Source organism: Nonomuraea glycinis (assembly GCF_035920485.1).
In the GTDB taxonomy this organism is placed as follows: domain Bacteria; phylum Actinomycetota; class Actinomycetes; order Streptosporangiales; family Streptosporangiaceae; genus Nonomuraea; species Nonomuraea glycinis.
This window is the reverse complement of sequence record NZ_CP109166.1, coordinates 8354493-8380182: the sequence shown is the minus strand read 5'-3', so window position 1 is coordinate 8380182 and position 25690 is coordinate 8354493. Positions and strand designations below refer to the sequence as shown.

Here is a 25690-nt window from a genome sequence, read left to right as displayed (position 1 = left end):
TCGCTCCCGTTCTCCAGTTGGCCGGGCGCGTGGAAGTCGGCGTAAGGTCGGGCGTCGTGACCTCCCGCACCGCACCTCAGGCCCCACCGCCGGCGCTCGGCTGGCTGCTCCTCATGCCGGCCGTGTTCGGCATGCTGATCACGCTGGTCCTGCCCACCGTGCAGACGATCGCGTTCAGCTTCAGGTCGGGCGGGCTCGTCGGCCCGTCTGAGTCGGCGGGGCTGAAGAACTACGACACGATCTTGGGCGCGACCGGCTCGTTATGGCCCGCGCTGGGCTTCACCCTGTCGCTCACGATCATGCCGCTGCTGGTCGCCCTGGTGGTCGGCCCGCTGCTGGCACTGGCGCTCGACCGGGCGGGCGCCTGGCCCCGGCGAGCCGGCCGGATCCTGCTGGCGCTGTCCCTGGTGACCTTCTCGCCGGCCGCCGTGGCCGTGTCCTGGCTGCGCGGGCTCGATCCCGCCGCGGACGGCCTGGCCACGATGGTGCGCGCGTTCACCGACCCGGCCACGGCCCCCGGCACTTTCAGGCTGGTCGTGGCTGCCGCGACGTTCGGCCTGGTGTGCGCCCTGGCCGTGCCGGCGTTCCTGCCCGCGCTGCGCGGCGGCACCGTGACCGGGGCCATGGTCGCGGTGGCGGGCGTCGTCGTGCTGGCCGCCGTCGCCGCCGGCCTGCAGACGTTCACCCTGAGCCAGGCGCTCACCCGCGGCGGCCCGCTCGACTCGACGATGACGATCGCGCTGCTGCAGTACACCGTCGTCTTCCAGATGGCCCGGCTCGGCGTGGGCGCGGCCATCGCGACCGCGACGGGGGTGATCCTCGGCGTGCTGGGCCTCGCCACCGCGCTCATCGTGGTGCTCAGCGGCCTGCGCATCGCCGTCACCGCACCACCCGCGACGGACGAGCCGTCGCCGTACGGCCAGCCGCCGCCTCCCGGCTGGGCACCGCCCGCGACGAACGAGACCTCGCCGTACGGCCAGCCGCCGCGTCCCGGCGGTGCACCGCGCGCGACGGACAAGGCACCGCTGTACGGCCGGCCGCCGCGTCCCGGCGGTCGCGCGCGGCGGCCCTCCGTCGTGGCCGTCGCGGTCGGGGTGGTTGCCCTGCTGGTCGTCACCGTGATCGCGGTGATCCTGGCCTGGCCCTGGCTGTCGGCCCTGTTCACGCCCGCCGAGCCGGCCGCCCCGGTGCCTTCCGGGCTGCGCGTCCAGCTGAACACGTGGGTGCCCGCGCTGGTGGGCGCCCTGGCCTCCGTCGGCGTCGCCTACCTGGGAGCGCTCGGCATCGGCGGCCTGCGCCCGCTGGGCCGCCACAGCGAGTGGCTGCTGCTCCCGTTCGCCCCGTGGCTGCTGGTCGGCGCGGGCCCGCTGAGCGTCGCCAACTGGAACAACCTGCGCGGCCTCGGCCTGATCGACACCTTCGTGGCGCTGATCCCGCCGCTGCTGATCAGCGTGCCCGCGCTGTTCGTCCTGACCCTGCTGTGCAAGGGCCTGGTCATGCGGACCGACCGGGACTTCCTGAGCGGCGTGGTCCTGCCCTCGCTGCCCATGGCGGGCATCCTGGCCGGCGCGGTGACGCTGGTGAACGCCCAGGACCTGCTCTGGCCGCTGCTGGTGGCGCAGGACAGAGAGCTGGCCACCGCTCCCGTCGCCCAGGTGCTGCCGCTGAGCGGGTTCGGCGGCGGGGTCGTCGAGGTGGGCGTCACCACCCCGCTGCTCGTGGTCGGGCTCGCGCTCGCCGTCGCGGTCGCCGCGCAACTGCTCTACCTGGACCGCCTGGCCATCACGGTGGGCGGCGATACCCGGTCGCGCGTGCCCGCGCCACCTGCGTAAGTTGGTTCCTTGTGGATATCCGTGACCTGACGGCCGACGATCTGGACGCCGTACTCGACATTCGCAAGCGCTCCTTCGGCCTGCTGGCGGTCGCCGACGCGCAAACCTGGCGCGCGGCGGTGCTGCCCACGCTGGCGCAGGGCCGCTACCTGGGCGCCTTCGACGGCGACCGGCTGGTCGCGACCGCGCGGCTGCGGTCGTTCACCCAGTGGTGGCACGGCAGGCCACAGCCGATGGCGGGCGTGGCGGGTGTCACCGTCAGCCCCGAGGACCGGGGGCGCGGCCTCGGCACCACGATCATGCGCGCGGCCATGGCGCGGGCCGGGTCGTTCGGCGACGCCGTGTCCGCGCTGTTCCCGGCCACCACGCCGATCTACCGCTCGCTCGGCTTCGAGCACGCCGGGGCTCGCTACCAGGTGAGCCTCCCGGCCGCGGCGCTGCGCGCCGTCGTGCCGTCGCAGCAGGTCAAGCTGCGCAGGATGGGCCCGGGCGACGCCGCGGAGGTGGTCTCCGTTCTGCACCGGGTGCACGCCGCGACCCGCGCCAGCGGGCCGATGTCCTGGGACGAGGACACCTGGCGGCTCTGGCTCGACGACAAGGACGACTTCCTCTACCTGGCGGAGGACGGCTTTCTCGTCTACCGCTGGGACGGCTCCGACATGGAGGTGGACAACCTCGTCGCGGGCTCCGCGGAGACCGCCAGGGCGCTGTGGTCGGTCGTCGGCAGCTCCTCCTCGATCGCCGAGCGGGTCACCGCCACCGTCGCCCCCGACGACCCGGTGCTGTGGCTGCTGCGCGAGCGGACCAAGGAGCGGATCACCCGGGATCCGTGGATGTTCCGCGTGCTCGACGTGGCCGAGGCCGTGCGCCGCCGGGGCTATCCGGCGGTCCTGACCGCGACCGCGGTCGTCCAGGTGAACGATCCGCTGGTGGAGGGCAACACCGGCCGGTGGCGGCTGGAGTTCGCCGAGGGCGCGGGCGTCGCGACCGCCCTGGAGACGGCGGCGGCGGCCGGGCCGGTGCTCAGCGTCAACGCCTTCTCCGCGCTCTACGCCGGGATTCCCACCGCCACGCTGCGCGGCAGCGGGCTCATGTCGGGCGACGAGCGCTATGACGAGGTGCTCGACGCCGCCTTCGCCGCCCGGCCGTACATGCTCGACCACTTCTGACGGGCGTTTCCCGATGCGAGAGCGGGCGGGCAGGGGTAGAGTCTCGTGCCGAACAGGTGTTCGGCGGGCGCGGGGAGGCATGCGGGTGCGGGTGATGGGCGTCGATCCAGGACTGACCCGGTGCGGCCTCGGCGCCGTCGAGGGGCGCCCCGGCGCGCCGCTCAGCCTGGTGGCCGTCGGAGTGATCCGCACCGGCGCCGACGAGGAGCTCGGCGCCCGGCTGGTCGGCATCGAGGCCGGCATCGAGCAGTGGCTCGACGAGGTGCGGCCCGACGCGGTCGCGGTGGAGCGGGTCTTCAGCCAGCACAACGTGCGCACCGTGATGGGCACCGCGCAGGCCGCCGGCATCGCCGTCCTGTGCGCCGCCCGGCGCGGCCTGCCGGTCGCGCTGCACACGCCCTCCGAGGTCAAGGCGGCCGTCACCGGCAGCGGCACCGCCGACAAGAAGCAGATCGGCGCCATGGTGACCCGGCTGCTGCGGCTGACCGAGATGCCCAAGCCCGCCGACGCCGCCGACGCCCTGGCGCTGGCCATCTGCCACGTCTGGCGCGGCGGCGTCCAGCACCGCCTGGCCGAGGCGGTGGCCCGCGCCAAGGCGGGCGCGGCGCCGGCCCGCTCACGAAAGGACCCGCGGCCGTGATCGCGTCGGTGACCGGACGGGTGGCCGCGATCGCCCCTGACGGGGTGGTCGTCGAGGTCGGCGGAGTCGGCCTGCTGACCCACTGCACCCCCGGCACGCTCGCCACCCTCAAGGTGGGGGAGCAGGCGCGCCTGGCCACCAGCCTGGTGGTGCGCGAGGAGTCGCTCACGCTCTACGGCTTCGCCACCGACGACGAGCGGACCGTGTTCGAGCTGCTGCAGACCGCCAGCGGCGTCGGCCCCAAGCTGGCCCTGGCCATGCTCGCCGTGCACTCGCCCCAAGCCCTGCGGGTGGCCGTCGCCGCCGCCGACCTCAAGGCGCTCACCCGGGTGCCCGGCATCGGCCAGAAGGGCGCCCAGCGCATCGTGCTGGAGCTCAAGGACCGCCTCGGCACGCCGGAGGAGGCCGTCAACGCCGCGCTCAACGGCGGCCGGCGGGTCGCCCTCTGGCGGGACCAGGTGCACTCCGGGCTGGTGGGTCTCGGCTACTCCGCAAAGGACGCCGACGAGGCGATCGCCGAGGTCGAGCCGGAGGCCGAGGCCGATCTGGCCGCCGGTCGCCAGCCTCAGGTGGCGAGCCTGCTGAAGTCCGCGCTGCGGGCGCTGAGCGTCCGATGAGCTACGAGCGCGAGCTGGTCTCGCCGGCCGCCGAGGGCGACGACGCGCAGATCGAGGCCGCCCTGCGGCCCAAGCGGCTGGCGGAGTTCATCGGGCAGGCGCGGGTGCGTGAGCAGCTCTCGCTGGTCCTGGAGAGCGCGCTGCGACGGCAGCGGCCACCCGACCACGTGCTGATGAACGGCTCCCCGGGGCTCGGCAAGACCACCCTCGCCATGATCATCGCGGCCGAGCTGGGGGCGCCGCTGCGCATCACCTCGGGACCGGCCCTGGAGCGCGCCGGCGACCTGGCCGCCATCCTGTCCACGCTGGCCGAGGGCGAGGTGCTGTTCATCGACGAGATCCATCGGATGGCCAGGCCCGCCGAGGAGATGCTCTACCTCGCGATGGAGGACTTCAGGGTCGACATCGTCGTCGGCAAGGGGCCGGGCGCCACCGCGATCCCGCTCGAGATCGCGCCGTTCACCCTGGTGGGCGCCACCACCAGGGCGGGGCTGCTGCCCGCGCCGCTGCGCGACAGGTTCGGCTTCACCGCGCACATGGACTTCTACGACGTGGCGGAGCTCGAGCAGGTGCTGGAGCGCTCGGCCAGACTGCTGGGCGTGACGCTGCCCGAGGAGGGTGCGCACGAGGTCGCCAGGCGCTCGCGTGGCACGCCCCGGATCGCCAACCGGCTGCTGCGCCGGGTGCGCGACTTCGCCGATGTACGCGCCGATGGCCTGATAAATCGTGAAATTGCATCGGCGGCGCTCAATCTTTATGAAGTCGACGCCGAAGGGCTCGATCGGCTCGATCGGGCGGTGCTCGACGCACTGCTGCGCAAGTTCGGCGGCGGCCCCGTCGGCCTGTCCACCCTGGCCGTCGCCGTGGGGGAGGAGCCGGAGACCGTCGAGGTGGTGGCCGAGCCGTTCCTGGTGCGTCAGGGCCTGCTCGCGCGCACCCCGCGCGGCCGGGTCGCGACCGCCGCGGCGTGGGCGCACCTGGGCATGACGGCGCCCCCGGATGCGTTCGGAGCTACACTTTTCGACTGATTACAGAATGGTTGCAACCATTTCAAATCGGGAACTTCCCCGCGCGCCGGAACGCTGCTTCGTTGCCGCGTTTCGCAACAACCGCCTACACTCCGTGCCTTGGCTGGCTGTGTAGGCTGACGGGCTGAGCGGCGCGGCCCGAAGCAACGCACGGAATTTCCGGCGCGAGGCCGGTGTCAAACTTCTTGTACGACGATGGAAGGTCGCCCTCTTATGGACATGGGACAACTCAGCAGCATCCTGCCGCTGATTCTGCTGGTGGTGGTGTTCTACTTCCTGCTGATCCGTCCTCAGCGCAAGCGTCAGCAGGAAGCGCTCAAGATGCAGAACTCGCTGGCGCCCGGCGCCAGCGTCATGACGACGACGGGCCTGTTCGCCACCGTGGTCGCCGTGGAGAACGAGGATGTCATCCTTGAAGTGGCGCCCGGCGTCGAGACCCGCTGGGTCAAGGCGGCCATCGGTCGAGTCGTCACCCCTGGTGACGAGCCTGTGGACGAGGTCGACAGCGACGCGGTCGACGAGAAGGATGCGAGTGTGGAGCACAACGGCGATCAGGGCTCCAGCAGCAAGCAATCCTGACTAGGCTCCCCACCCGACTCCTACCTGAAAGAATCGACGACCAGTGGCCCGACCGACCAGCAGCCACAGCAAGCCGGGGCGCACGCTCCTGCTGCTCCTGGCGCTCACCCTCGCCCTGGGCGGGACGATGTTCCTGCAGCAGGCGTTCACGCCGAAGCTGGGGCTAGACCTCGCCGGTGGCACGACGGTGACCCTCTCTCCCGTCACACAGAACGGTGCGGCTCCACCTGAGGAGATCCTGGACCGCGCGGTCAACATCATCCGGACCCGGGTCAACGGGACCGGCATCTCCGACGCGGAAGTCGCCAAATCCGGCGACAACATCATCATCTCCATCCCCGGCGTCGGGCAGAGCGAGGCCATCGCGCTGGTCGCCACCACGGCGGAGCTCCGCTTCCGGCAGGTGATGGCCATGGAGCCGACGCAGCTGCTGCAGGATCAGCTCGCGACCGAGGCTCCGACCCCCGGCGCCTCACCGTCCGCCGCGCCGAGCTCTCCCTCGTCGTCCGAGCCGACCCAGTCGGTCGCGCCCCAGTCGACCACGTCACCGGCCGCGCGGCCCTCCGCCACCCCCACGGGCAAGGCGCTGTCGTCGGCCCTGACCTCGCCCGCCCCGGTCCCCTCGGCGACCGAGACCAAGAAGCAGCCCAACAAGGGCGACAACGGCAGGCGGGCGAGCCCGACGCCGAGTCCGAGCGCTCAGCCGGAAGAGGACCCCAACGCCGGCATCAACACCCAGGGCATCGACCCGGCGGTGCTCAAGCAGTTCAACGAGCTTGACTGCACCGACCCGAAGAAGCGCGGCCAGGGCGTTCAGGACGACCCCAACAAGCAGTACGCCGCGTGCGAGACCGACGGCACCTTCAAGTACGTCCTCGACGTGGCCAAGGTGGTCGGCACCGACATCGACACCGCCTCCTCGGGTGTCCAGCAGGGCAGCACCGAGTGGGTCGTCCAGCTCGACTTCAAGAGCAAGGGCGCCACCGAGTGGAGCAAGCTCACCTCCGCGGCGTTCAACTCCCCTGAGCCGCGCAACAAGGTCGCGGTCGTCCTCGACGGCGTCGTGATCACCGCTCCCAACATCATCAGCCCGATCCCCGGCGGCCGCGCCGAGATCACCGGTGGCTTCAACCAGAAGAGTGCGGGTGAGCTGGCCGAACAGCTCAAGTACGGCGCGCTGCCGCTGAAGTTCGAGCGCAGCTCCATCGACACGGTCTCCTCGACGCTCGGCCAGGACCAGCTCCGCGGCGGCCTGATCTCCGGCATCATCGGCCTGGCACTCGTGGTCATCTACTCGTTGCTCTACTACCGCGGCCTGGGCATCGTGGCCGTGCTGAGCCTCGTGGTCGCCTCGATCCTCACCTACACGGCGGTGGTGGTGCTCGGCCACAACGCCGGGTTCCGGCTGTCGCTGCCGCACATCATCGGCCTGGTGGTGTCCATCGGCATCACCGCCGACTCCTTCATCGTCTACTTCGAGCGCATCCGCGACGAGATGAAGGAAGGCCGCCGCACGCTGCGCGCGGCCGTCGAGGTGGCCTGGGTCCGCGCCCGGCGCACGATCCTGATCGCCGACGCCGTCATGTTCATCGCCGCGGTCGTGCTCTACGTCCTGGCGGTGGGCGGTGTGGCCGGGTTCGCGTTCGCGATGGGCCTGACCACGTTGATCGACATCGTGGTGGTGTTCATGTTCACGAAGCCGTTCATCGCCCTGCTGGCGAGAATGAAGTTCTTCGCCAAGGGACATCCGCTGTCCGGCCTCGACGCCGAGCGCATGAGCGTCCACCCGTCGTCCGGCGCCGCCGGTCACAAGAACACCGTGCAGGAGGCCTGAGATGGGACTGGGGCGTCGCCTCTACCGCGGCGAGATCGATGTCGACTTCGTCGGCAAGTGGAGGCTGTGGTACGGCCTTTCCGGCCTGCTGCTGGTCATCTCGCTCGCGGGACTGCTGATCAACGGCCTCAACCTGGGCGTCGAGTTCAAGGGCGGCTCGGTCTTCTCCTTCAAGCCGCAGTCCAGCGTCAGCATCGAGGAGGTGCGCGGCACCTTCAGCGACCAGGGCGTGCACCAGCCGATCGTGCAGACCGCCGGAGAGCGTTACCGGGTCACCACCGAGACGCTCTCGGAGAGCACCACCCTCAAGATGCAGGACGTGATCTCGAAGGAGTACGGCGTCCCCGTCGACGAGGTCAACATCCAGTCGATCGGCGCGTCCTGGGGCGGTGAGGTCTCGGAGAAGGCCTGGATGGGCCTGGGCGTGTTCATGCTGGCGATCATCCTGTACCTGTCGATGGCGTTCGAGCCGAAGATGGCCTTGGCGGCGATCGTCGCGCTGGTGCACGACCTCGTCATCACCGCGGGCGTCTACGCCTGGTCGGGCTTCGAGGTCACGCCGGCCACTCTGCTGGGCTTCCTGACCATCCTCGGTTACTCGCTCTACGACGCGGTCGTGGTGTTCGACATGATCAAGGAAGTCACGGCCAAGCTGGGCACCACCTCGAAGCAGACGTACTCGATGGCGGCCAACGACGCGCTCAACCACACGCTGATCCGATCGCTGAACACCTCGCTGGTCGCGATCCTGCCGGTTGCGGCGATCCTGTTCATCGGCACCACGGTGCTGGGCGCGGGGACGCTGAAGGACCTGTCGCTGGCCCTGTTCGTCGGCATGGTCGTCGGCACCTACTCCTCCCTGTGCGTCGCCACACCGCTGCTGGTGACGCTCAAGGAGCGGGAGCCGAAATATCAGGCCATCGCCAGGAGGATCGCCTCCACCAGCGGTGCCAAGGGCGCCAAGGGCTCCAAGAGCGCCGCGACTGCCAACGGCTGACCTGTTCCACCTCGACGCCCCCGCCCAGGTCCAGGGCGGGGGCGTCGTCATGTCCGGCCGTCCCTGAGCGGGCGCGTGCGTCCCCGGCGGCGTGGGGCGGGGAATCGGGGCCGCGTGGTCGGAGTACGGGCCGTCATGGGCCATCATGGAGCCCGTCAGGCGTGGGACCGGCCCCCGGAGGAGAACGGTGAAGAGCGAGCTGAGCACGACGATCATGGAGCGCATCCGGGACGTGCCGGACTACCCCGAGCCGGGCGTGCTGTTCAAGGACATCACGCCCCTGCTCGGCGACCCCGTGGCGTTCGCGGCCGTGGTGGACGAGCTGGCCGGGCTGCACGACGTGGACAAGATCGTCGGCATCGAGGCACGCGGGTTCATCCTGGGGGCCCCCGTCGCCTACCGCACCGGCGCCGGATTCGTGCCGGTCAGGAAGAAGGGCAAACTTCCCGCCCCGACCCTGGCGGAGTCCTACGAGCTGGAGTACGGCACCGCTACCGTCGAGGTGCACCACGACGCGTTCACGCCCGGCGACCGGGTCCTGATCGTCGACGACGTGCTGGCCACGGGCGGCACCGCGGCGGCGACCGTGGAGCTGGTCCGCAGGGCCGGCGGCGAAGTGGTGTGCTTCGCCGTCCTGATGGAGCTCGCCTTCCTCAAGGGGCGCGAGCGGCTGCCAGGCGTGGAGATCCGCTCCCTGGTGATCGTCTGAACGGGCCCGCGACGGTCCGGGTTCGCCACCTGGATACACTGGGGGATCTGGACTCGAACGTAAGGAGTCTGTGTGCCCCGTGATGTGGTCGTGCCCGACGTAACGGACGCAGGCAGTGCCGAGACTGTCTCCGGCGCGCCCACCGGACGTCGCAGGCGCTTTGGGGGTGGGGCCATGAATCCCGTGCTGGAGCCGCTCTTCAGGACGGTCCGGGCCACCCACCCCAAGGCCGACCTGCGGCTGATCGAGCGGGCTTACGACATGGCGGCTTACCACCACCGTGATCAGAAGCGTAAGAGCGGCGATCCCTACATCACGCACCCGCTGGCCGTGGCGACGATCCTGGCCGAGCTCGGCACCGACGACGAGACGCTCTGCGCCGCCCTGCTGCACGACACGGTCGAGGACACCGCCTACAGCCTCGACGAGCTCCGCGCCGACTTCGGCGACACGATCATGTCCCTGGTCGACGGCGTCACCAAGCTGGACAAGGTCAAGTTCGGTGACGCGGCGCAGGCCGAGACCGTGCGCAAGATGGTCGTCGCCATGTCGCGCGACATCCGGGTGCTGATCATCAAGCTGGCCGACCGGCTGCACAACATGCGCACGATGCGCTACCTGCCCGAGCACAAGCGCCACCAGAAGTCCCGCGAGACCCTGGAGATCTTCGCGCCGCTGGCCCACCGCCTCGGCATGAACACGATCAAGTGGGAGCTCGAGGATTTGGCCTTCGCGATGCTCTACCCCAAGCGCTACGACGAGATCGCCCGGATGGTGTCGGAGCGGGCCCCGCGCAGGGACCTGTTCCTGCAGGAGGTCATCGAGAAGGTCTCCGGCGACCTGCGCGAGGCGAAGATCCGCGCCGTGGTCAAGGGCAGGCCCAAGCACTACTACTCGGTCTACCAGAAGATGATCGCCCGCGACGTGGCCTTCGACGACATCTACGACCTGGTGGGCATCCGGGTCCTCGTCGACAGCGTGCGCGACTGCTACGCGGCGCTCGGCACCATCCACGCGCGCTGGAATCCGGTCCCCGGCCGGTTCAAGGACTACATCGCGATGCCCAAGTTCAACATGTACCAATCGCTGCACACGACGGTGATCGGTCCCGAGGGCAAGCCGGTGGAGCTGCAGATCCGCACGCACGGCATGCACCACCGGGCCGAGTACGGCGTGGCCGCCCACTGGAAGTACAAGGAGGAGGTCGGCGGGCCGGGTCCCACCGGCAAGGTCAAGCCGGGCAGCGACATGGCCTGGCTGCGCCAACTGCTCGACTGGCAGAAGGAGACGTCCGACCCCGGCGAGTTCCTGGAGTCGCTGCGCTTCGACCTGTCGGTGTCGGAGGTCTACGTCTTCACCCCGAAGGGCCAGGTCATCGCCCTGCCCGAAGGGGGCACGCCGGTCGACTTCGCCTACGCCGTGCACACCGAGGTCGGCCACCGCTGCATCGGCGCCCGGGTCAACGGCCGGCTGGTGCCGCTGGAGTCGCGGCTCGGCAACGGCGACACCGTGGAGATCTTCACCTCCAAGTCGCCCGACGCCGGCCCCTCGCGGGACTGGCTCAAGTTCGTCAAGTCCGGCCGCGCCCGTAACAAGATCCGCCAGTGGTTCTCCAAGGAGCGCCGCGAGACCGCGATCGAGGCGGGCAAGGAGGCCATCGGCCGGGCCATGCGCAAGCAGGGCCTGCCGCTGCAGCGGCTGATGTCCGGCGAGGCGCTGCTGGCACTGGCGCGCGACCTGCGCTACTCCGACGTGTCGGCCCTCTACGCGGCCGTGGGCGAGGGCCACACGGCCGCGCAGACGGTCGTGCAGAAGCTGGTGGCGTCCATCGGCGGGGTTGACAGCGCCGAAGAGGACATCGCCGAGACCTCGCTGCCGACCCGCCTGCGCGGCCGCCCCCGGGGCGGCGGCGCGGGAGTCGTGGTGGCAGGCGACGCCGACGTGTGGGTACGCCTGTCCAAGTGCTGCACCCCCGTGCCCGGCGACGAGATCGTCGGCTTCGTCACCCGGGGCCACGGCGTGTCCGTGCACCGCGGCGACTGCACCAACGTGGAGCAGCTCAAGGAGCAGCCGGACCGGCTGGTGGAGGTGAGCTGGTCGCCGGGGGACGACAGCGTGTTCCTGGTGGCGATCCAGGTGGAGGCGCTGGACCGGCCCCGCCTGCTGTCCGACGTCACCCGCACCCTGTCCGACCAGCACGTCAACATCCTGAGCGCGTCGGTCACCACCTCGCGCGACCGGGTGGCGGTCAGCAAGTTCACCTTCGAGATGGGCGATCCCAAGCACCTGGGGCACGTCCTCAAGGCCGTGCGCGGCATCCAGGGTGTCTTCGACGTCTACCGCGTGAGCGGCGCCGGCAGCTGAGCGGACGCGATTCGCGCCGGCACAGCTTCGCCGTCAGTGGCTTGCGGCTTTCGAGGCCGGCGAAGTGCGCGATCCTCGGGTCCCGAGCACCCGGACAGGATGCTCGGGTCCCAAGGCACCTGGACAGGATGTCCGGGCCCCTGGGATGAGCGGATGACGCGTCACTCAGCAGGTGGGCGACCTGGGGTGAGCGGATGACGCGTCACTTGGCAGGTGGGCGACCATGGGCTCGCGTCACGGCGGCCTGCCGTCATCCGGTCAGCGGCCGTTTCCCTGGAGGCGCGCAATCACGTGCGGCGGGTGGCTGGACCAGGCCGGCCGTAAAGAAAAATCCCCGATCGGAGGCAGTATCTCGGCGACGGACGGCGAGCCGCAGGGGCGGGTGCCGTCAGTGGTGTCTGAGGTCGGGGAGGTTGACCACGATGGCCTCCTGGGTGCTGCGGGCGATGACCACGACCGCTTCCCGGGATGGGTCCGGATTTTCCTCCCGATGGGGGACATAGGGCGGGACGAAGATGTAGTCGCCCGGCTTGGTGTCGATCCGGGTCTCCTGCCCGTCGTCCGGGTCCAGGAAGACGAACGACGGAGCCCCGTCGACCACGTAGATCGCTGTCTCCGACCTGCCGTGGTGGTGGTCGGCGGACCGGGATGCGGGAGCCACGTGCGTCTGGCCCATCCAGAGCCGCCGCGCGCCCGTCGTGCTCCGGCCGATCGCGGCCAGCCTGCGCATGCCCGACGTCTGCGCCGTCCGGCCCGACAGTTCGACGGCGGTGATGTGCCGCAACGGCCGGTGGAAGGCGTCCCCTGTCGCCCGGTAGCCCTCCCACAGGCGGCCACCCGCCCGGTCCAGCACGCGGGTGGCCACGGCGGCCAGCGCCGCGGGGTGCTCACGCGCGGCGAGGAGCTCCGCGGCGAGTTCGGGGTCGTGGGCGCGCAGTTCGCGCAGCAGCCACTTGCCGCCGCCGTGCCAGCCGCCGGCCAGCGAGAGCGCCAGCTTGGCGGTCTCCTGGACGGCGGTCCAGCCGATGAACGCCCGCTCGCCCGGATCCGTCACCCCCGACAGGTCGTCCAGGAGGTCCGTCAGGACGTAGCGCGCCCGATCCAGCTCCGCAGGCTCCGGTACGCCCGGTCCGGCGGCCAGGCGGGCCCGTAGCTCCTGCTGGAGGGCGGTGGCACGGCCGCCGCTGCGGTCGACGAGCACGACCCCGTCCGCGCACATGCGAAGCAGGCTCGGCCGGCGGCGCTCCGCGTCCTGCTCCAGGTAGGCGGTGAGGCTGGTCTGGCTGTGCGTGAACAGCTCCACCGGCCGGTCCCGCCACCGGCGTGACTCCCGCTGCGGCCGGACGAGGCCGTCGAGCACGACCACGACGTCCAGGTCGGAGGTGGCCGTACCGCGCCCGTTCACCAGGCTGCCGCCCAGAAAGGCGAACAGCGCGTCCGGGAACAGCTCTTCGACGAGGGCACGCGCGTCGCGCACAGCATCCATACGGACACCATAGACACGCCCGCTGTGGTCCCAACCCCCTCCGACCATGAGAGGACGGCGAGCGTAAGGGCCGGCGTCCGTTCTCAAGCCCGTGCATGGGCGCAGGGCATCTGTGAGCGGCCGGTGCGTGTGGCCGGTGTCCGCTCCTGGCGGACACCGGCCTGCGGCGTCAGCTGAACTCGGCCAGCGTGCGCTCGGCCTCCTGCAGCCAGGAGCGGCGGGCCGTGATGGCCTCCTCGGCCTCCTTGACGTCCTTGGGCCGGCCGGCCGCCTGCGCCTTGCCCAGGCGCTTCTCCAACTGCTCGATCGAGGTGCGCAGCTGGTCGACCGTGCTCTGCGCGCGGGCCCTGGCCTCGGGGTTGGAGCGCTTCCACTCGGCGTCCTCGGCCTTGCGCACCGCCTCGTCCACCTTGCGGAGCCCGCCTTCGAGCCGGTCACGCTGCTCGCGCGGCACCGGTCCGGCGGCCTCCCAGCGCTCCAGGAGATTGCGCAGCGTCACCCTCGCGCTGCGCGCGTCGGTGACGGGCAGCAGCTTCTCGGCCTCGATCAGCAGCTCCTCCTTCACCTCGGCGTTGGCCGCGAGCGAGGCGTCACGCTCGGCGAAGACGGCCGAGCGCGCGTGGAAGAACTGATCCTGGGCGCCCTTGAAGCGCGCCCACAGCTCGTCCTCCGCCTCGCGCGAGGCCCTGCCCGCCGTCTTCCAGCGCTGCATCAGGTCCCGGTAGACGGCCGCCGTCTGCGCCCAGTCGGTGGAGTCCGCGATCGCCTCCGCCTCGGCGACGATCGCCTCCTTGGCGGCGCGGATGCCCTCACGCTGCTCGTCGAGGCCCGCGAAGTAGACCTTGCGCCGCTTGGCGAAGGCGGTGCGGGCGGCCGACAGCCGCTTCCAGAGCGCGGCCTCGGTGACCCGGTCGATGCGGTCGGCGGCCTTCCACTCCTCGACCAGCTCGCGCAGCCGCTCGCCACCCGACTTCCAGTGGGTGGTCTCGTCGGCGATGCGCTCGGCCTCGGCGACGATGCCTTCCTTCGTCGTCCTGGCTTCGGCGCGTGCCTGCTCGCGGGCGGCCTTGACCTCCTCGCGGCGCTTGGCGACCAGCTCCGTCAGGCCGTCGAGCCGTGCCGTCAGCGCCGCCAGGTCGCCGATCGCGTGCGCATCGGCGACGGCCTCGCGCAGCTTGACGATGCTGGCCTCCGCCTGCGCCGGAGCCAGGTCGGTGCCCTTGACCCGCTGCTCCAGCAGCTGGACCTGCCCGGCCAACTCGTCGTACTTGCGATGGAAATAGGCCAGTGCCTCTTCGGGCTCACCGGCCTGCCAGGACCCGACGGCCCGCTCTCCCTCAGCCGTACGCACGTAGACGGTGCCGTCGTCGTCTACCCGGCCCCACGGGTCGGTGCTCACCGTGTCCTCCCGCACTTTCCATCAGACCCTTCGGGACTACTCGTCCCTAGTTTGTATTACGTCAGCTCTTGCCGCTGATTGTCACGTCTTTGATTTCGACGGTTTCCTTCGGCGCTCCGGTGCCATCGCCCGAATCGCCGATGACGCCCGCCTTGTTTACCTTGTCCAGGATGTCGAGTCCCTTGGTGATCGTACCCACCGGTGTGTAATCGGGGGTGAGCCCGATGTCGCCGTACACCAGGAAGAACTGGCTTCCCGTCGAGCCGGGCGCCGGGGTCTTGGCCATGGCCATCACCCCGCGCTTGTAGGCGGCGCCCTTGAGGTTCTCCTCGACCATCACGTAGCCGGGGCCGCCCGAGCCGTCCGCCGCGCCCTTGCCGTCGGCCTTGGCCGTCGGGTCGCCGCACTGCAGCATCGGGAACTTGTCGTTGCCCAGCCGGTGACACTTGCTGCCGTCGTAGAACTTCTTGTCCGCCAGGTGCTGCAGCGAGTTGACCGTGCAGGGCGCCTTGGCGTTGTCGAGCTCCACCACGATGTCGCCGAGATTGGTGTCGAGCGTCATCGTCTTCATGGCGGGCTTGAGCTTGACCTTCGCCGGCGGCATGCCGACGTCCTTGGTCGCGCCGCCCGTGGTGTCGGCGACGTACTCGCAGGCGCCGGTCGCGGCATCGTACGGCTTGGGCTGCGCCGCCGGCGCCGCCGAGGCGGTGTCCTGTGGCGCCGAGGCCGCGGGCGAGGCGGCCGCGTCGGTCGGCTCGTCGCCGCCGCCCAGCAGCGCGACCGCGGCGACGATGCCACCCACCACCACGACCACCCCTACCGTGGAGCCGATGATGGCGGTGCGCTTGTTACGCTGCTCGCGCTCGAGACGGCGCTGAAGCTGCCGCTCGTGGTGCTCGCGTGCCAGCTGCTTCTGCCGGTCCTTCCCCGTGGCCACCGCTTTGCCTCCCATAGTGAATCAACTGAGGTGGGCGAATCGTATCGGCCAACGGGTAATGATTCGCAGCCCGGCGACCCGCACCGGTACCCTTCGGTTACATTCCCATTGGCTTTTTTGACGAGATCAGCTGAGGCAGATGCTCATCGCAGGCTTCCCCGCAGGGGCCTTCCAGACCAATTGTTACGCAGTCGCGCCCGCCGCCGGCGAGGAGTGCGTGATCGTCGACCCTGGTCAGGACGCCGTCGAGGGGATCGAGGAGATGCTGCGGGAGCACCGGCTCAAGCCGGTCGCGGTCCTGCTGACCCACGGCCACCTCGACCACGTCTGGTCGGTGGCGCCCGTCTGCGGCGCGCGCGACATCCCGGCCTGGATCCACCCCGACGACCGTCATCTGCTGAGCGACCCGTCCGCGGGGCTGTCGCCGGGCAGCGCCTCGATGTTCGGCGGCCTCACCTTCAGCGAGCCGGACGAGGTGCGCGAGCTGTCCGACGGCGCCACGCTGGAGCTGGCCGGGATGGAGCTGGTGGTCGATCACACGCCCGGCCATACCAGGGGGTCGGTGAGTTTCCGGCTGCCCGACGAGGACATCATGTTCGCGGGCGACCTGTTGTTCGCCGGCTCCATCGGCCGCACCGACCTGCCGGGCGGCGACTATCCGACGATCCTGCGCAGCCTGGCGGCCAAGTGCCTGCCGCTGCCGGACGATACGGTCGTCCTGCCGGGCCACGGACCACAGACCACGATCGGCCGCGAGCGCGCCACCAATCCTTATCTCAAGGAGGCCGCGCCGCACGCCGGTCCCACACGAGGGATCTAATGAGCTTCCAAGCACCCAAGGGCACCTTCGACTGGCTGCCACCCCGCTCCGAGCAGGTTCTCGCCGTCCGCGAGGCTCTCGTCGCCCCGGTACGGCGAGCGGGTTACGGCTACATCGAGACGCCCGTCTTCGAGGACACGCAGCTGTTCGCCAGGGGCGTGGGGGAGTCGACCGACATCGTCTCCAAGGAGATGTACACCTTCCCCGACAAGGCCGGTCGTTCGCTGACCCTGCGGCCCGAGGGCACCGCGTCCGTGGTGCGCGCCGTGCTCCAGCACAACCTGCACAACGGACAGCTCCCGGTGAAGCTCTGGTACTCGGGCAGCCAGTTCCGCTACGAGCGGGCCCAGAAGGGTCGCTACCGCCACTTCTGGCAGGTCGGAGCCGAGGCGCTCGGCTCGGAGGACCCGGCGATCGACGCGGAGCTCATCGTGCTCGCCGCCCAGGGCTTCGCCTCGCTCGGCTTGCGGGAGGTGCGGTTGCTGGTCAACTCGCTCGGCGACCAGACCTGCCGTCCCGCCTACCGGGCGGCGCTGCAGGAGTTCCTGCGCGGCCTCGATCTCGACGAGGACACCAGGGCCCGGATCGAGATCAACCCGTTGCGGGTGCTCGACGACAAGCGGCCCGAGGTGCAGGCCCAGCTCGGCGGCGCGCCGCTGGTGGTCGACCACCTCTGCGCCGCCTGCAAGAGCTACCACGAGGAGGTCCGCGCCCTGCTGACCGCCGCCGGCGTCGCCTTCGAGGACGACCCGCGGCTGGTGCGCGGCCTGGACTACTACACCCGCACCACGTTCGAGTTCCTGCACGGCGGGCTCGGCTCCCAGTCGGCCATCGGCGGCGGCGGCCGCTACGACGGGCTGAGCGAGATGCTGGGCGGGCCGCCGCTGCCCAGCGTCGGCTGGGCGCTCGGCGTCGACCGCACGTTCCTGGCCATGGAGGCCGAGGGCTTGATCGCCGAGGCCGCACCCGGCCGCGTCCAGGTGTACGGTGTCGCGCTGGGTGACGACGCCCGCCGCCGGATGTTCCTGCTCGTGCACGAGCTGCGCCAGGCGGGCGTCAGCGCCGACATGGCCTTCGGCGGCAAGGGGCTCAAGGGCGCGATGAAGGGCGCCGACCGCTCCGGGGCGCGCTTCGCGCTGATCCTGGGCGAGCGTGACCTGGCGGCGAAAGCCGTACAGCTGAAGGACCTGACCACCGCTGAGCAGACCGAGGTGCCGCTGGCCCAGGTCGTTGACGTCTTGAAGGGGAAAGTGCAGTGATCCGCACGCATACGGCCGGGTCGCTCCGCAAGGAGCACGCCGGGCAGCAGGTGACGCTCGCAGGATGGGTGGCCCGCCGCCGTGACCATGGCGGCGTGGTCTTCATCGACCTGCGCGACGCCTCGGGCTCGGCGCAGGTGGTCTTCCGCGAGGAGGACCACGCTCACGACCTGCGCGCCGAATACTGCGTGAAGGTCGTCGGCCTGGTCCGGGTGCGGCCCGAGGGCAACGAGAACCCCGAGCTGGCCACCGGCGCGATCGAGGTCGTGGCCGACACGGTCGAGGTGCTCAGCGAGTCGGCGCCGCTGCCGTTCCCGATCGAGGGCAACGTGGGGGTGTCGGAGGAGGCGCGGCTGAAGTACCGCTACCTCGACATCCGCCGCCAGCAGGTGGCGAGCGCGATGCGCACCCGTTCCAAGGCCACCTACCTGGCCAACGAGGTGATGCACGAGCTTGACTTCGTCTATGTCGAGACGCCGACGCTGACCCGCTCCACGCCCGAGGGCGCTCGCGACTTCCTGGTGCCCGTCCGGCTGCAGCCGGGCAGCTGGTACGCCCTGCCGCAGTCGCCGCAGCTGTTCAAGCAGCTGCTGCAGGTGGGCGGCCTGGAGCGCTACTACCAGCTGGCCAAGTGCTACCGCGACGAGGACCTGCGGGCCGACCGCCAGCCGGAGTTCACCCAGATCGACGTGGAGATGTCCTTCGTCGACCAGGAGGACGTCATCGCGGTCGGCGAGAAGCTGATCGGGCGGCTCTGGCGGGAGATCCTCGGCTACGAGATCCCGCTGCCGCTGCCGCGCATGACCTACGCCGACGCGATGGCCCGTTACGGCTCCGACAAGCCCGACCTGCGCTTCGGCCAGGAGCTCGTGGAGATGACGGACTACTTCGCCGACACGTCCTTCCGCGTCTTCCAGGCGGACTACGTGGGGGCCGTGGTGATGCCCGGCGGCGCCTCGCAGACCCGCAAGGAGCTCGACGGCTGGCAGGAGTGGGCGCGCAGCCGCGGCGCCAAGGGCCTGGCCTACGTGCTGGTCCAGCAGGACGGCACGCTCGGCGGCCCGGTGGCCAAGAACCTGTCGGAGACGGAGACCGCGGGTCTGGCGGCCAAGGTCGGCGCCCAGCCGGGCGACGCGGTGTTCTTCGCCGCCGGGGCCAAGAACGCCTCGCGTGACCTGCTCGGCGCGGCCAGGCTGGAGATCGGCCGCCGCTGCGGCCTGATCGACTTCTCGCAGTGGTCGTTCCTCTGGGTGGTCGACGCGCCGATGTTCGAGGAGGACGGGGAGGGCGGCTGGACCGCCGTGCACCACCCGTTCACCGGCCCCAAGCCCGAGTGGGCCGACAGCTTCCAGGACCATCCGGGCGAGGCCCTGGCCTACGCCTACGACATGGTCTGCAACGGCATGGAGATCGGCGGCGGCTCGATCCGTATCCACCGCGCCGAGATGCAGCAGCGCGTCTTCGACGTGCTCGGCATCTCCAAGGAGGAGGCGGAGAGCAAGTTCGGCTTCCTGCTGGAGGCGTTCAACTACGGCCCGCCCCCGCACGGCGGCATCGCCTACGGCTGGGACCGGATCTGCATGCTGTTGTCGGACGGCGAGTCCATCCGGGACGTGATCGCCTTCCCGAAGACGGCCTCGGGCTTCGACCCGCTCACCGGCGCGCCCACGCCGATCACGGCCGGTCAGCGCAAGGAGGCGGGCGTCGACGCCCGGCCCAAGACGGAGGCGTAGACAGCAGTGAGCACGGCAGGCGTCCAGGGGACGCCTGCCGTGGTCGTCAGGAGAGCGTGACCTTCTTGATGATGATCGGGTTCTTCGGGGCGCTGGAGCCGCCGTCGCCGGTGATGTCGGCCTCGTTGACGATCACACCGTCCTCGGCGACCTTGTCGATGAGCTCCAGGCCCTCGCTGACCATGCCGAGCACCGAGTAAGCCGGGTCGATCTGGGTGTTCTCGTCCGACATGGAGATGGCGAACTGGCTGCTGTTCTGCCCGGCCGCGTCGACCGGCTGGGTCAGGAACACCACGCCGCGCGCGTAGGGGACGATGCCGAGGGCTTCGTCAGGGAAGACGTAGCCGGCCGTGCCCTGGCCGTCCGTGGGGTTCTTGCCGTCGGCCTTGGCCTTCGGGTCGCCGCACTGCAACAGGTACAGCCCCGACGTCTCCGGCTTCGCCAGGCGGTGGCACTTGGTGTTGTCGAAGAACTTCTTCTTGGCCAGGAAGGCCATCGAGTTCACCGAACACGGGGAGACCGCCGGGTCGACGTCGATGACGATGTCACCATGGTTGGTGGCGATGGTCATCTTCTTCAGCTTCAGGTTGGGCTTCTTGGGCGGCATGCCGACGTACTTCATCGGCACGTCCGAGGTGTCCCGCTTGTACGTGCAGGTCACCGGGCCGGTCTTCGTGGGCGTCGGCGTGGCCGTCGCCGGCACCGGAGCCGATGGTGTGGCGGAGGCCGAGGTCTCGGCGGCTACGGGGGTCTTGGCCGGCCCGCCGCCGGCCATCGCGGTGACGGCGAAGATCCCGCCTGCCACCACCGCCACGGCCACGCCCGCGCCGATGAAGGTGTTACGCCTCGCTTTGGCGGCCTGTTCGGCGGCGCGCTGCGCCTGCCGGTCCTTGTGCTCCCGCGCCAACTCGCTCTGGCGGTCGTCGTCGCCGCTCACCGGTATGTCCTCCATCTTTGCCTACACATGACCCGAACAACACGGGAATGCTACCGGCCCAGAAATGTGCTGCATGTAAGTCACGCAAAGTCACCATTGCGGGGCAACTGGTCGGAAACCATAAGCTTCGGGGTGCATAGTTCAAATTGAAACTAAGGAGCCCCCGATATGTTCCATGAGGTCCTCGGCCTGCCGGTCCATGCACTTGTCGTCCACTTCGCGGTGGTTCTAACCCCTTTGCTGGTCGGCGTCGCCGTAGCGTACGCCCTCGTGCCCCGCTGGCGCGCGGCCACGGCGTGGGCGGTGGTCCTGCTCGCCCTGGCCACGGTCGTGGCCGTCTTCGCCTCCTGGGCGAGCGGCCCCAAGCTGCTGGAGGCGCGCTTCGCCACCGCCGAGGGCGCCATGGCCGACGGCCTCGCCGCCCACGCCTCCTTCGCCACCCCGCTGCTGCTGTCGGTCCTCGGGCTCGGCGCCGTCTCGCTGGTCCTGGTGTACGTCTCCCGCGGCGACCGCTTCGGCAAGTCCGGCACGATGGTGCTGTCCGGGGCGACCGTGGTGCTGGCGCTGGCCGCCGCCTACTTCGTCTTCCGCACCGGCGACTCCGGAGCAAGAGCCGTTTGGGGGTAGCCTCGCGTTGTGGAGAGTTTGTTCGATGCGGCGGCCGAGGACGCCACACCGCAGCCGCTGGCCGTGCGCATGCGCCCCCGCACGCTCGACGAGGTGATCGGCCAACGGCACCTGCTCGGCCCCGGCACCCCGCTGCGCCGGCTGGTCGAGAGCGAGGCGCCGATGTCGCTCTTCCTGTGGGGGCCGCCCGGCACCGGCAAGACGACGCTCGCCTACGTGGTGTCCAACGTGACCAAGCGCCGCTTCGTCGAGATCTCCGCCGTCTCGGCGGGCGTCAAGGACGTCCGGGCCGCCATCGACAACGCCCGGCGCGAGCTCGGCATGAGCGGCCGCCAGACCGTCCTCTTCGTCGACGAGGTCCACCGCTTCAACAAGGCCCAGCAGGACGCCCTGCTGCCCGCGGTCGAGAACCGCTGGGTCACCTTCATCGGCGCCACGACTGAAAACCCGTTCTTCTCCGTCATCTCGCCGCTGCTGTCCCGCTCGCTGCTGCTCACGCTGGAGTCGCTGACCGACGACGACATCGGCGCCGTCCTGCGGCGCGCGGTGTCGGACGAGCGCGGGCTCGGCGGGCGCGGCACGCTCGCCCCCGAGGCCCTGGACCACCTCGTCCGGCTGGCCGGCGGCGACGCCCGCCGATCGCTGACCTACCTGGAGGCGGCGGCCCTGCTCGCCGACGACATCACGGTCGAGGTGGTGGAGAAGGCCGTCGACAAGGCGGCCGTCCGCTACGACCGGCAGGGCGACCAGCACTACGACGTGATCAGCGCCTTCATCAAGTCGATGCGCGGCTCCGACGCCGACGCCGCCCTGCACTACCTCGCCCGCATGATCGAGGCCGGCGAGGACCCGCGCTTCATCGCCCGCCGCATCGTGATCTTCGCCTCCGAGGACGTCGGCCTGGCCGACCCCACCTGCCTGCAGACCGCGGTCGCCGCGGCTCAGGCGGTGCAGCTCATCGGCCTGCCCGAGGGCCAGATCAACCTCGCGCACGCCGTCATCCACTGCGCGCTGGCCCCCAAGTCCAACGCCGTCGTCAAGGCCATCGGGGCGGCCGTCGGCGACGTGCGCCGCGGCCTCATCGGCCAGGTCCCCGGCCACCTGCGCGACGGCCACTACCCGGGGGCGGCCAAGCTCGGCCACGGTGACGGCTACAAATACCCGCACGACTTCGACCACGGCCTGGTGCGCCAGGACTACGCCCCCGAGCAGGTCCGCGACCGGCGCTACTACGAGCCCACCACGCACGGGGCGGAGGGGCCGGTCGCCGAGCGCTGGGCCAAGATCCGCGACTTTCTCCGAGGCGCCTGACCCCTGCCGGAAGGAGACGGGCTTCGCGGTGGGATGCCGAGTTTGCGGCGGCCTCACCGACCTTGTCGCCGGGACGCGATAGGGTCTTGCCGTTCCGGCCCAGCGTACGAGGGAGATGAGCGGATGCTTACCGCTGGAGAGGTCGCCGGTCTGATCGCCGCCACGGGCTGGACGGTCCTGGTCTGCGTTCTCGTCATGGTGCTCGTCAAGCTCGCCAGGCTGCTCAACGAGACCACCAAGGCGGTCTCCGAGCTCAACGCACGCCTGACGCCGCTGCTCGACGACATGAGCGTCACGGTCAACGAGACCAACAGGCGACTCGTCGCGGTGGAGGCCATCGCGCGGGACGTCAAGCAGGTCAGCGGGCACGCCGCCAAGCTCAGCGCCGTGACGCAGACCATCTTCACCGGGCCGCTGATCAAGGTGTCCGCCCTCGGCCACGGCGTGCGCCGGGCCATCGAGGCCCGCAGGCCGCGCAGGGCGGGGCGGCGATGATCAGGCGACTGTTCTACATGTCGCTCGGCGCGTTCCTCGCCGTGTGGGTGATGCGCAGGCTGCAGGCCCTGCATCCGGCCCATGTGGCCCGCAGGACCGTCGGCGGTGCCGCGGACATGCTCACGCAGGTGAGAGACTTTACTTCGGACGCGCTCGGCGAGGCCGCCGGCCGCGAAACCGAGTTGCGGGCCCACTTCGGCCTGGGCAACGCTGAAACCAACGACTAAAGCAAAGGATGGCCACCATGGAGTCGGCAGAGATCGCGCGCCGCTTCCTGCGCTTCTTCGAGGAGCGTGGGCACAAGATCGTGCCCTCGGCCAGCCTGATCGCTGAGGACCCAACGCTTCTCCTGGTCAACGCGGGTATGGTGCCGTTCAAGCCGTACTTTCTGGGGCAGCGTAAGCCTCCGGGGTCACGGCTGGCCACCGCGCAGAAGTGCGTGCGCACCCCCGACATCGAAGAGGTCGGCAAGACCACCCGGCACGCCACCTTCTTCCAGATGCTCGGCAACTTCTCCTTCGGCGACTACTTCAAGGCCGAGGTGATCCCGTTCGCCTGGGAGCTGCTCACCAGGTCCGAGTCCGACGGCGGCTTCGGCTTCCCCGAGGACCGGCTCTGGGCGACGGTCTACCTCGAGGACGACGAGGGCTACGACATCTGGCGCAACAAGGTCGGCCTGCCCGCCGACCGGATCCAGCGGCGCGGCCTGGAGGACAACTACTGGCACATGGGCGTGCCGGGTCCCGGCGGCCCCTGCTCGGAGATCTACTACGACCGCGGCCCCGAGTACGGCCGCGAGGGCGGGCCGATCGCCGACGAGGACCGCTACCTCGAGGTCTGGAACCTCGTCTTCATGCAATACCAGCTCAGCCAGGTGCGCTCCAAGGTCGACTTCGACATCGCCGGCGACCTGCCGAGCAAGAACATCGACACCGGCATGGGCCTGGAGCGCATGGCGGCGATCCTGCAGGGCGTCGACAACATCTACGAGATCGACACCACCTACAAGATCCTCGACAAGGCGGCGGAGCTCACCAGGACCCGCTACGGCCAGGACCCGCGCACCGACGTCAACCTGCGCGTCATCGCCGACCACGTCCGCACCGGCACCATGCTGGTCGCCGACGGCGTCATGCCCGGCAACGAGGGCCGCGGCTACGTCCTGCGCCGCATCCTGCGCCGCTCGGTGCGCAACCTGCGCCTGCTCGGCTCCGGCGACGAGCGCCACATGCACACGCTGACCGACGTCGCGATCGGCGTGATGGCCGAGCAGTATCCCGAGCTCAAGGCCGACGCGCCGCAGATCCACGGGGTCATCGACGCCGAGGAGGCGTCCTTCCTCGGCACGCTCCGCACCGGCACCGCGATCTTCGACGTGGCCGTCGAGGAGACCAAGCGCAAGTCCGCCGCCACGCTGTCGGGCGCCCAGGCGTTCCAGCTGCACGACACCTACGGCTTCCCGATCGACCTCACCCTGGAGATGGCGGCCGAGCAGGGGCTCAAGGTCGACGAAGAGGGCTTCCGCCGCCTGATGAAGGAGCAGCGGGAGCGGGCGAAGGCCGACTCCGCGGCCAAGAAGACCGGCAACGCCGACATCTCGGTCTTCGGGCAGCTTCTGGAGCAGGCGGGCAAGGTCGAGTTCCTCGGCTACGACGAGATCGAGTCCGACACCAGCGTGATCGGCCTCCTGGTCGACGGGGTGTCGGTCCCGGCCGCGGGCGCGGGCAGCACGGTCGAGGTCGTGCTCGGCCGCACCCCCTTCTACGCCGAGGGCGGCGGCCAGCTCGCCGACCAGGGCGTGATCCGCACCGGCGGCGCCGAGGTGGAGATCGTCGACGTGCAGACGCCGCTCGCCGGCCTGGTCGTGCACCGCGGCAAGGTCCGCAGCGGCGAGATCAAGGTCGGCGACGAGGCGCGCGCGGAGATCGACCTGGAGCGCCGGCGCGCGATCTCGCGCAGCCACAGCGCCACCCACCTGGTCCACCGTGGCTTCAAGAACGCGCTGGGCGAGTCGGCGGCGCAGGCGGGCTCGGAGAACTCACCCGGCCGCTTCCGCTTCGACTTCACCGCGGCGGGCGCGGTCCCGCCGAGCGTGCTGCGTGACGTCGAGGACGAGGTCAACGCGGTCCTCATCAACGACCTCAAGGTCAACGCCTTCTACACCTCGCAGGCGGAGGCCAGGGCGATGGGCGCGCTGGCGATGTTCGGCGAGAAGTACGGCGACGAGGTCCGCGTGGTCGAGATCGGCGACTACTCCCGCGAGCTCTGCGGCGGCACCCACGTGCACAGCTCCGGTCAGCTCGGCCTGGTCAAGGTGCTCGGCGAGCAGTCGGTCGGCGCGGGCGTGCGCCGGGTCGAGGCGCTGGTCGGCATCGACGCCTTCCGCTTCCTGGCACGCGAGAGCCTGCTGGTGGCGCAGCTCACCGAGCAGCTCAAGGCGCGCCGCGAGGAGCTGCCCGAGCGCATCGAGGGCATCGTCACCCGGCTGCGCGCCGCCGAGAAGGATCTCGACAAGCTTCGCTCGGCGCAGGTGCTCCAGGTGGCGGGCGAGCTCGCCGCGCAGGCCCGTGACCTCGCCGGAGTCGCCGCCGTGACACACCGCGCGCCTGATGGCACCAGCGCCGACGACCTGCGTAAGCTCGCGCTTGACGTGCGTGGCAGGTTCCCGGCCGACCGACCGGCGATGATCGTGATCGCCGGTGTCCCCTCCGACCGGCCCGTGGTCGTTGCCGCGGTGAACGAGGCGGGGCGCGAGCGGGGGCTCAAGGCCGGGAGACTGGTCGGCGTCGCCGCCAAGGCGCTGGGGGGTGGCGGTGGCGGCAAGGACGACGTCGCGCAGGGCGGCGGGACCCGCCCGGAGGCGATCGACGACGCGTTGCGGCAGGTCGAGCAGGCCGTCACGGAGCAGCTCGGCTGA

At 70.5% G+C, this 25690-nt stretch carries 22 protein-coding genes; 18 read left to right on the top strand and 4 right to left on the bottom strand.

The genetic code is table 11. The annotated features are described in order from the left end of the window. The first annotated feature begins 56 nt into the window (after nucleotides 1-56). From OHA68_RS39400 to OHA68_RS39355, 10 genes are all read left to right on the top strand, one after another. On the top strand, nucleotides 57-1832 hold the full coding sequence (locus OHA68_RS39400; RefSeq protein ID WP_327104771.1) for a carbohydrate ABC transporter permease: 1776 nt from the start codon (nucleotides 57-59) through the stop codon (nucleotides 1830-1832). Nucleotides 1833-1843: 11 nt separating this feature from the next. Further along, the gene (locus tag OHA68_RS39395; protein ID WP_327104770.1) at nucleotides 1844-3001 is read left to right on the top strand and encodes a GNAT family N-acetyltransferase; all 1158 of its coding nucleotides are present in this window, start codon (nucleotides 1844-1846) and stop codon (nucleotides 2999-3001) included. Nucleotides 3002-3086: 85 nt separating this feature from the next. Beyond that, nucleotides 3087-3641 (top strand): crossover junction endodeoxyribonuclease RuvC, encoded by a 555-nt coding sequence (gene ruvC / locus OHA68_RS39390; protein ID WP_189143783.1) that lies wholly within the window; start codon nucleotides 3087-3089, stop codon nucleotides 3639-3641. Then, the gene (gene ruvA, locus OHA68_RS39385) at nucleotides 3638-4258 is read left to right on the top strand and encodes a Holliday junction branch migration protein RuvA (RefSeq protein WP_189143726.1); all 621 of its coding nucleotides are present in this window, start codon (nucleotides 3638-3640) and stop codon (nucleotides 4256-4258) included. The genes ruvC and ruvA overlap by 4 nt, the downstream gene beginning before the upstream one ends. Beyond that, the gene (ruvB, locus tag OHA68_RS39380; protein ID WP_327104769.1) at nucleotides 4255-5286 is read left to right on the top strand and encodes a Holliday junction branch migration DNA helicase RuvB; all 1032 of its coding nucleotides are present in this window, start codon (nucleotides 4255-4257) and stop codon (nucleotides 5284-5286) included. The genes ruvA and ruvB overlap by 4 nt, the downstream gene beginning before the upstream one ends. 213 nt (nucleotides 5287-5499) lie before the next feature. Continuing rightward, nucleotides 5500-5865, top strand: coding sequence for a preprotein translocase subunit YajC (gene yajC, locus OHA68_RS39375; RefSeq protein ID WP_327104768.1), 366 nt, complete (start codon nucleotides 5500-5502; stop codon nucleotides 5863-5865). A 43-nt stretch (nucleotides 5866-5908) separates the two neighbouring features. Continuing rightward, nucleotides 5909-7699, top strand: a complete 1791-nt coding sequence (secD, locus tag OHA68_RS39370; protein ID WP_327104767.1) for a protein translocase subunit SecD — start codon at nucleotides 5909-5911, stop codon at nucleotides 7697-7699. A 1-nt stretch (nucleotide 7700) separates the two neighbouring features. After that, nucleotides 7701-8696 carry a protein translocase subunit SecF gene (secF, locus tag OHA68_RS39365; RefSeq protein WP_327104766.1) on the top strand — a complete coding sequence of 332 codons (996 nt, stop codon included), beginning with the start codon at nucleotides 7701-7703 and terminating at the stop codon, nucleotides 8694-8696. A gap of 145 nt (nucleotides 8697-8841) precedes the next feature. Beyond that, on the top strand, nucleotides 8842-9405 hold the full coding sequence (locus OHA68_RS39360) for an adenine phosphoribosyltransferase (protein WP_407674389.1): 564 nt from the start codon (nucleotides 8842-8844) through the stop codon (nucleotides 9403-9405). Nucleotides 9406-9579: 174 nt separating this feature from the next. Further along, complete coding sequence (locus tag OHA68_RS39355) at nucleotides 9580-11769, top strand: RelA/SpoT family protein (RefSeq protein ID WP_327104764.1); 2190 nt, start codon at nucleotides 9580-9582, stop codon at nucleotides 11767-11769. Nucleotides 11770-12157: 388 nt separating this feature from the next. Here the strand turns inward: OHA68_RS39355 and OHA68_RS39350 are convergent, their stop codons facing one another. From OHA68_RS39350 to OHA68_RS39340, 3 genes are all read right to left on the bottom strand, one after another. After that, nucleotides 12158-13255, bottom strand: a complete 1098-nt coding sequence (locus OHA68_RS39350) for a cupin domain-containing protein (RefSeq protein WP_327104763.1) — start codon at nucleotides 13253-13255, stop codon at nucleotides 12158-12160. Nucleotides 13256-13424: 169 nt separating this feature from the next. Continuing rightward, nucleotides 13425-14654: a DUF349 domain-containing protein gene (locus tag OHA68_RS39345; RefSeq protein WP_189143731.1), complete on the bottom strand. Its 1230-nt coding sequence runs from the start codon at nucleotides 14652-14654 to the stop codon at nucleotides 13425-13427. A gap of 61 nt (nucleotides 14655-14715) precedes the next feature. Further along, nucleotides 14716-15591, bottom strand: a complete 876-nt coding sequence (locus OHA68_RS39340) for a peptidylprolyl isomerase (RefSeq protein WP_327104762.1) — start codon at nucleotides 15589-15591, stop codon at nucleotides 14716-14718. A gap of 139 nt (nucleotides 15592-15730) precedes the next feature. Between OHA68_RS39340 and OHA68_RS39335 the strand changes: the two genes are divergently transcribed. Genes OHA68_RS39335 through aspS form a run of 3 tightly spaced genes read left to right on the top strand, consistent with a single transcriptional unit; the run spans nucleotide 15731 to nucleotide 19403 of the window. Beyond that, nucleotides 15731-16411, top strand: a complete 681-nt coding sequence (locus OHA68_RS39335; protein ID WP_189143733.1) for an MBL fold metallo-hydrolase — start codon at nucleotides 15731-15733, stop codon at nucleotides 16409-16411. Beyond that, nucleotides 16411-17670 (top strand): histidine--tRNA ligase, encoded by a 1260-nt coding sequence (gene hisS / locus OHA68_RS39330; RefSeq protein WP_189143734.1) that lies wholly within the window; start codon nucleotides 16411-16413, stop codon nucleotides 17668-17670. Before OHA68_RS39335 ends, hisS begins: the two co-directional genes overlap by 1 nt. Next, a complete protein-coding gene (gene aspS / locus OHA68_RS39325; protein ID WP_327104761.1) occupies nucleotides 17667-19403 on the top strand; it encodes an aspartate--tRNA ligase in 1737 nt (578 codons plus the stop codon). Before hisS ends, aspS begins: the two co-directional genes overlap by 4 nt. A 46-nt stretch (nucleotides 19404-19449) precedes the next feature. Here the strand turns inward: aspS and OHA68_RS39320 are convergent, their stop codons facing one another. Beyond that, nucleotides 19450-20340 carry a peptidylprolyl isomerase gene (locus OHA68_RS39320; RefSeq protein ID WP_327104760.1) on the bottom strand — a complete coding sequence of 297 codons (891 nt, stop codon included), beginning with the start codon at nucleotides 20338-20340 and terminating at the stop codon, nucleotides 19450-19452. A 168-nt stretch (nucleotides 20341-20508) separates the two neighbouring features. Between OHA68_RS39320 and OHA68_RS39315 the strand changes: the two genes are divergently transcribed. The 5 genes from OHA68_RS39315 (at nucleotide 20509) to alaS (ending at nucleotide 25690) form a co-directional block, all read left to right on the top strand. Beyond that, nucleotides 20509-20967, top strand: a complete 459-nt coding sequence (locus tag OHA68_RS39315; RefSeq protein ID WP_327104759.1) for a DUF2231 domain-containing protein — start codon at nucleotides 20509-20511, stop codon at nucleotides 20965-20967. Between the two features lie 9 nt (nucleotides 20968-20976). Continuing rightward, nucleotides 20977-22278, top strand: a complete 1302-nt coding sequence (locus OHA68_RS39310) for a replication-associated recombination protein A (protein WP_189143738.1) — start codon at nucleotides 20977-20979, stop codon at nucleotides 22276-22278. A gap of 123 nt (nucleotides 22279-22401) precedes the next feature. Next, nucleotides 22402-22773 (top strand): DUF948 domain-containing protein, encoded by a 372-nt coding sequence (locus OHA68_RS39305; protein WP_189143739.1) that lies wholly within the window; start codon nucleotides 22402-22404, stop codon nucleotides 22771-22773. Further along, nucleotides 22770-23000, top strand: a complete 231-nt coding sequence (locus OHA68_RS39300) for a hypothetical protein (protein WP_327104758.1) — start codon at nucleotides 22770-22772, stop codon at nucleotides 22998-23000. Before OHA68_RS39305 ends, OHA68_RS39300 begins: the two co-directional genes overlap by 4 nt. A 17-nt stretch (nucleotides 23001-23017) precedes the next feature. Next, a complete protein-coding gene (alaS, locus tag OHA68_RS39295) occupies nucleotides 23018-25690 on the top strand; it encodes an alanine--tRNA ligase (protein ID WP_189143741.1) in 2673 nt (890 codons plus the stop codon).

What these genes read in the sequence shown, in the direction of transcription:
- alaS (WP_189143741.1), top strand. Translation starts at nt 23,018, where the DNA reads ATGGAGTCGGCAGAGATCGCGCGCCGCTTCCTGCGCTTCTTCGAGGAG.
- hisS (WP_189143734.1), top strand. Translation starts at nt 16,411, where the DNA reads ATGAGCTTCCAAGCACCCAAGGGCACCTTCGACTGGCTGCCACCCCGC.
- OHA68_RS39350 (WP_327104763.1), bottom strand. Translation starts at nt 13,255, where the DNA reads ATGGATGCTGTGCGCGACGCGCGTGCCCTCGTCGAAGAGCTGTTCCCG.
- OHA68_RS39360 (WP_407674389.1), top strand. Translation starts at nt 8,842, where the DNA reads ATGGAGCCCGTCAGGCGTGGGACCGGCCCCCGGAGGAGAACGGTGAAG.
- ruvB (WP_327104769.1), top strand. Translation starts at nt 4,255, where the DNA reads ATGAGCTACGAGCGCGAGCTGGTCTCGCCGGCCGCCGAGGGCGACGAC.
- OHA68_RS39300 (WP_327104758.1), top strand. Translation starts at nt 22,770, where the DNA reads ATGATCAGGCGACTGTTCTACATGTCGCTCGGCGCGTTCCTCGCCGTG.
- OHA68_RS39335 (WP_189143733.1), top strand. Translation starts at nt 15,731, where the DNA reads ATGCTCATCGCAGGCTTCCCCGCAGGGGCCTTCCAGACCAATTGTTAC.
- OHA68_RS39315 (WP_327104759.1), top strand. Translation starts at nt 20,509, where the DNA reads ATGTTCCATGAGGTCCTCGGCCTGCCGGTCCATGCACTTGTCGTCCAC.
- OHA68_RS39355 (WP_327104764.1), top strand. Translation starts at nt 9,580, where the DNA reads ATGAATCCCGTGCTGGAGCCGCTCTTCAGGACGGTCCGGGCCACCCAC.
- yajC (WP_327104768.1), top strand. Translation starts at nt 5,500, where the DNA reads ATGGACATGGGACAACTCAGCAGCATCCTGCCGCTGATTCTGCTGGTG.
- OHA68_RS39305 (WP_189143739.1), top strand. Translation starts at nt 22,402, where the DNA reads ATGCTTACCGCTGGAGAGGTCGCCGGTCTGATCGCCGCCACGGGCTGG.
- secF (WP_327104766.1), top strand. Translation starts at nt 7,701, where the DNA reads ATGGGACTGGGGCGTCGCCTCTACCGCGGCGAGATCGATGTCGACTTC.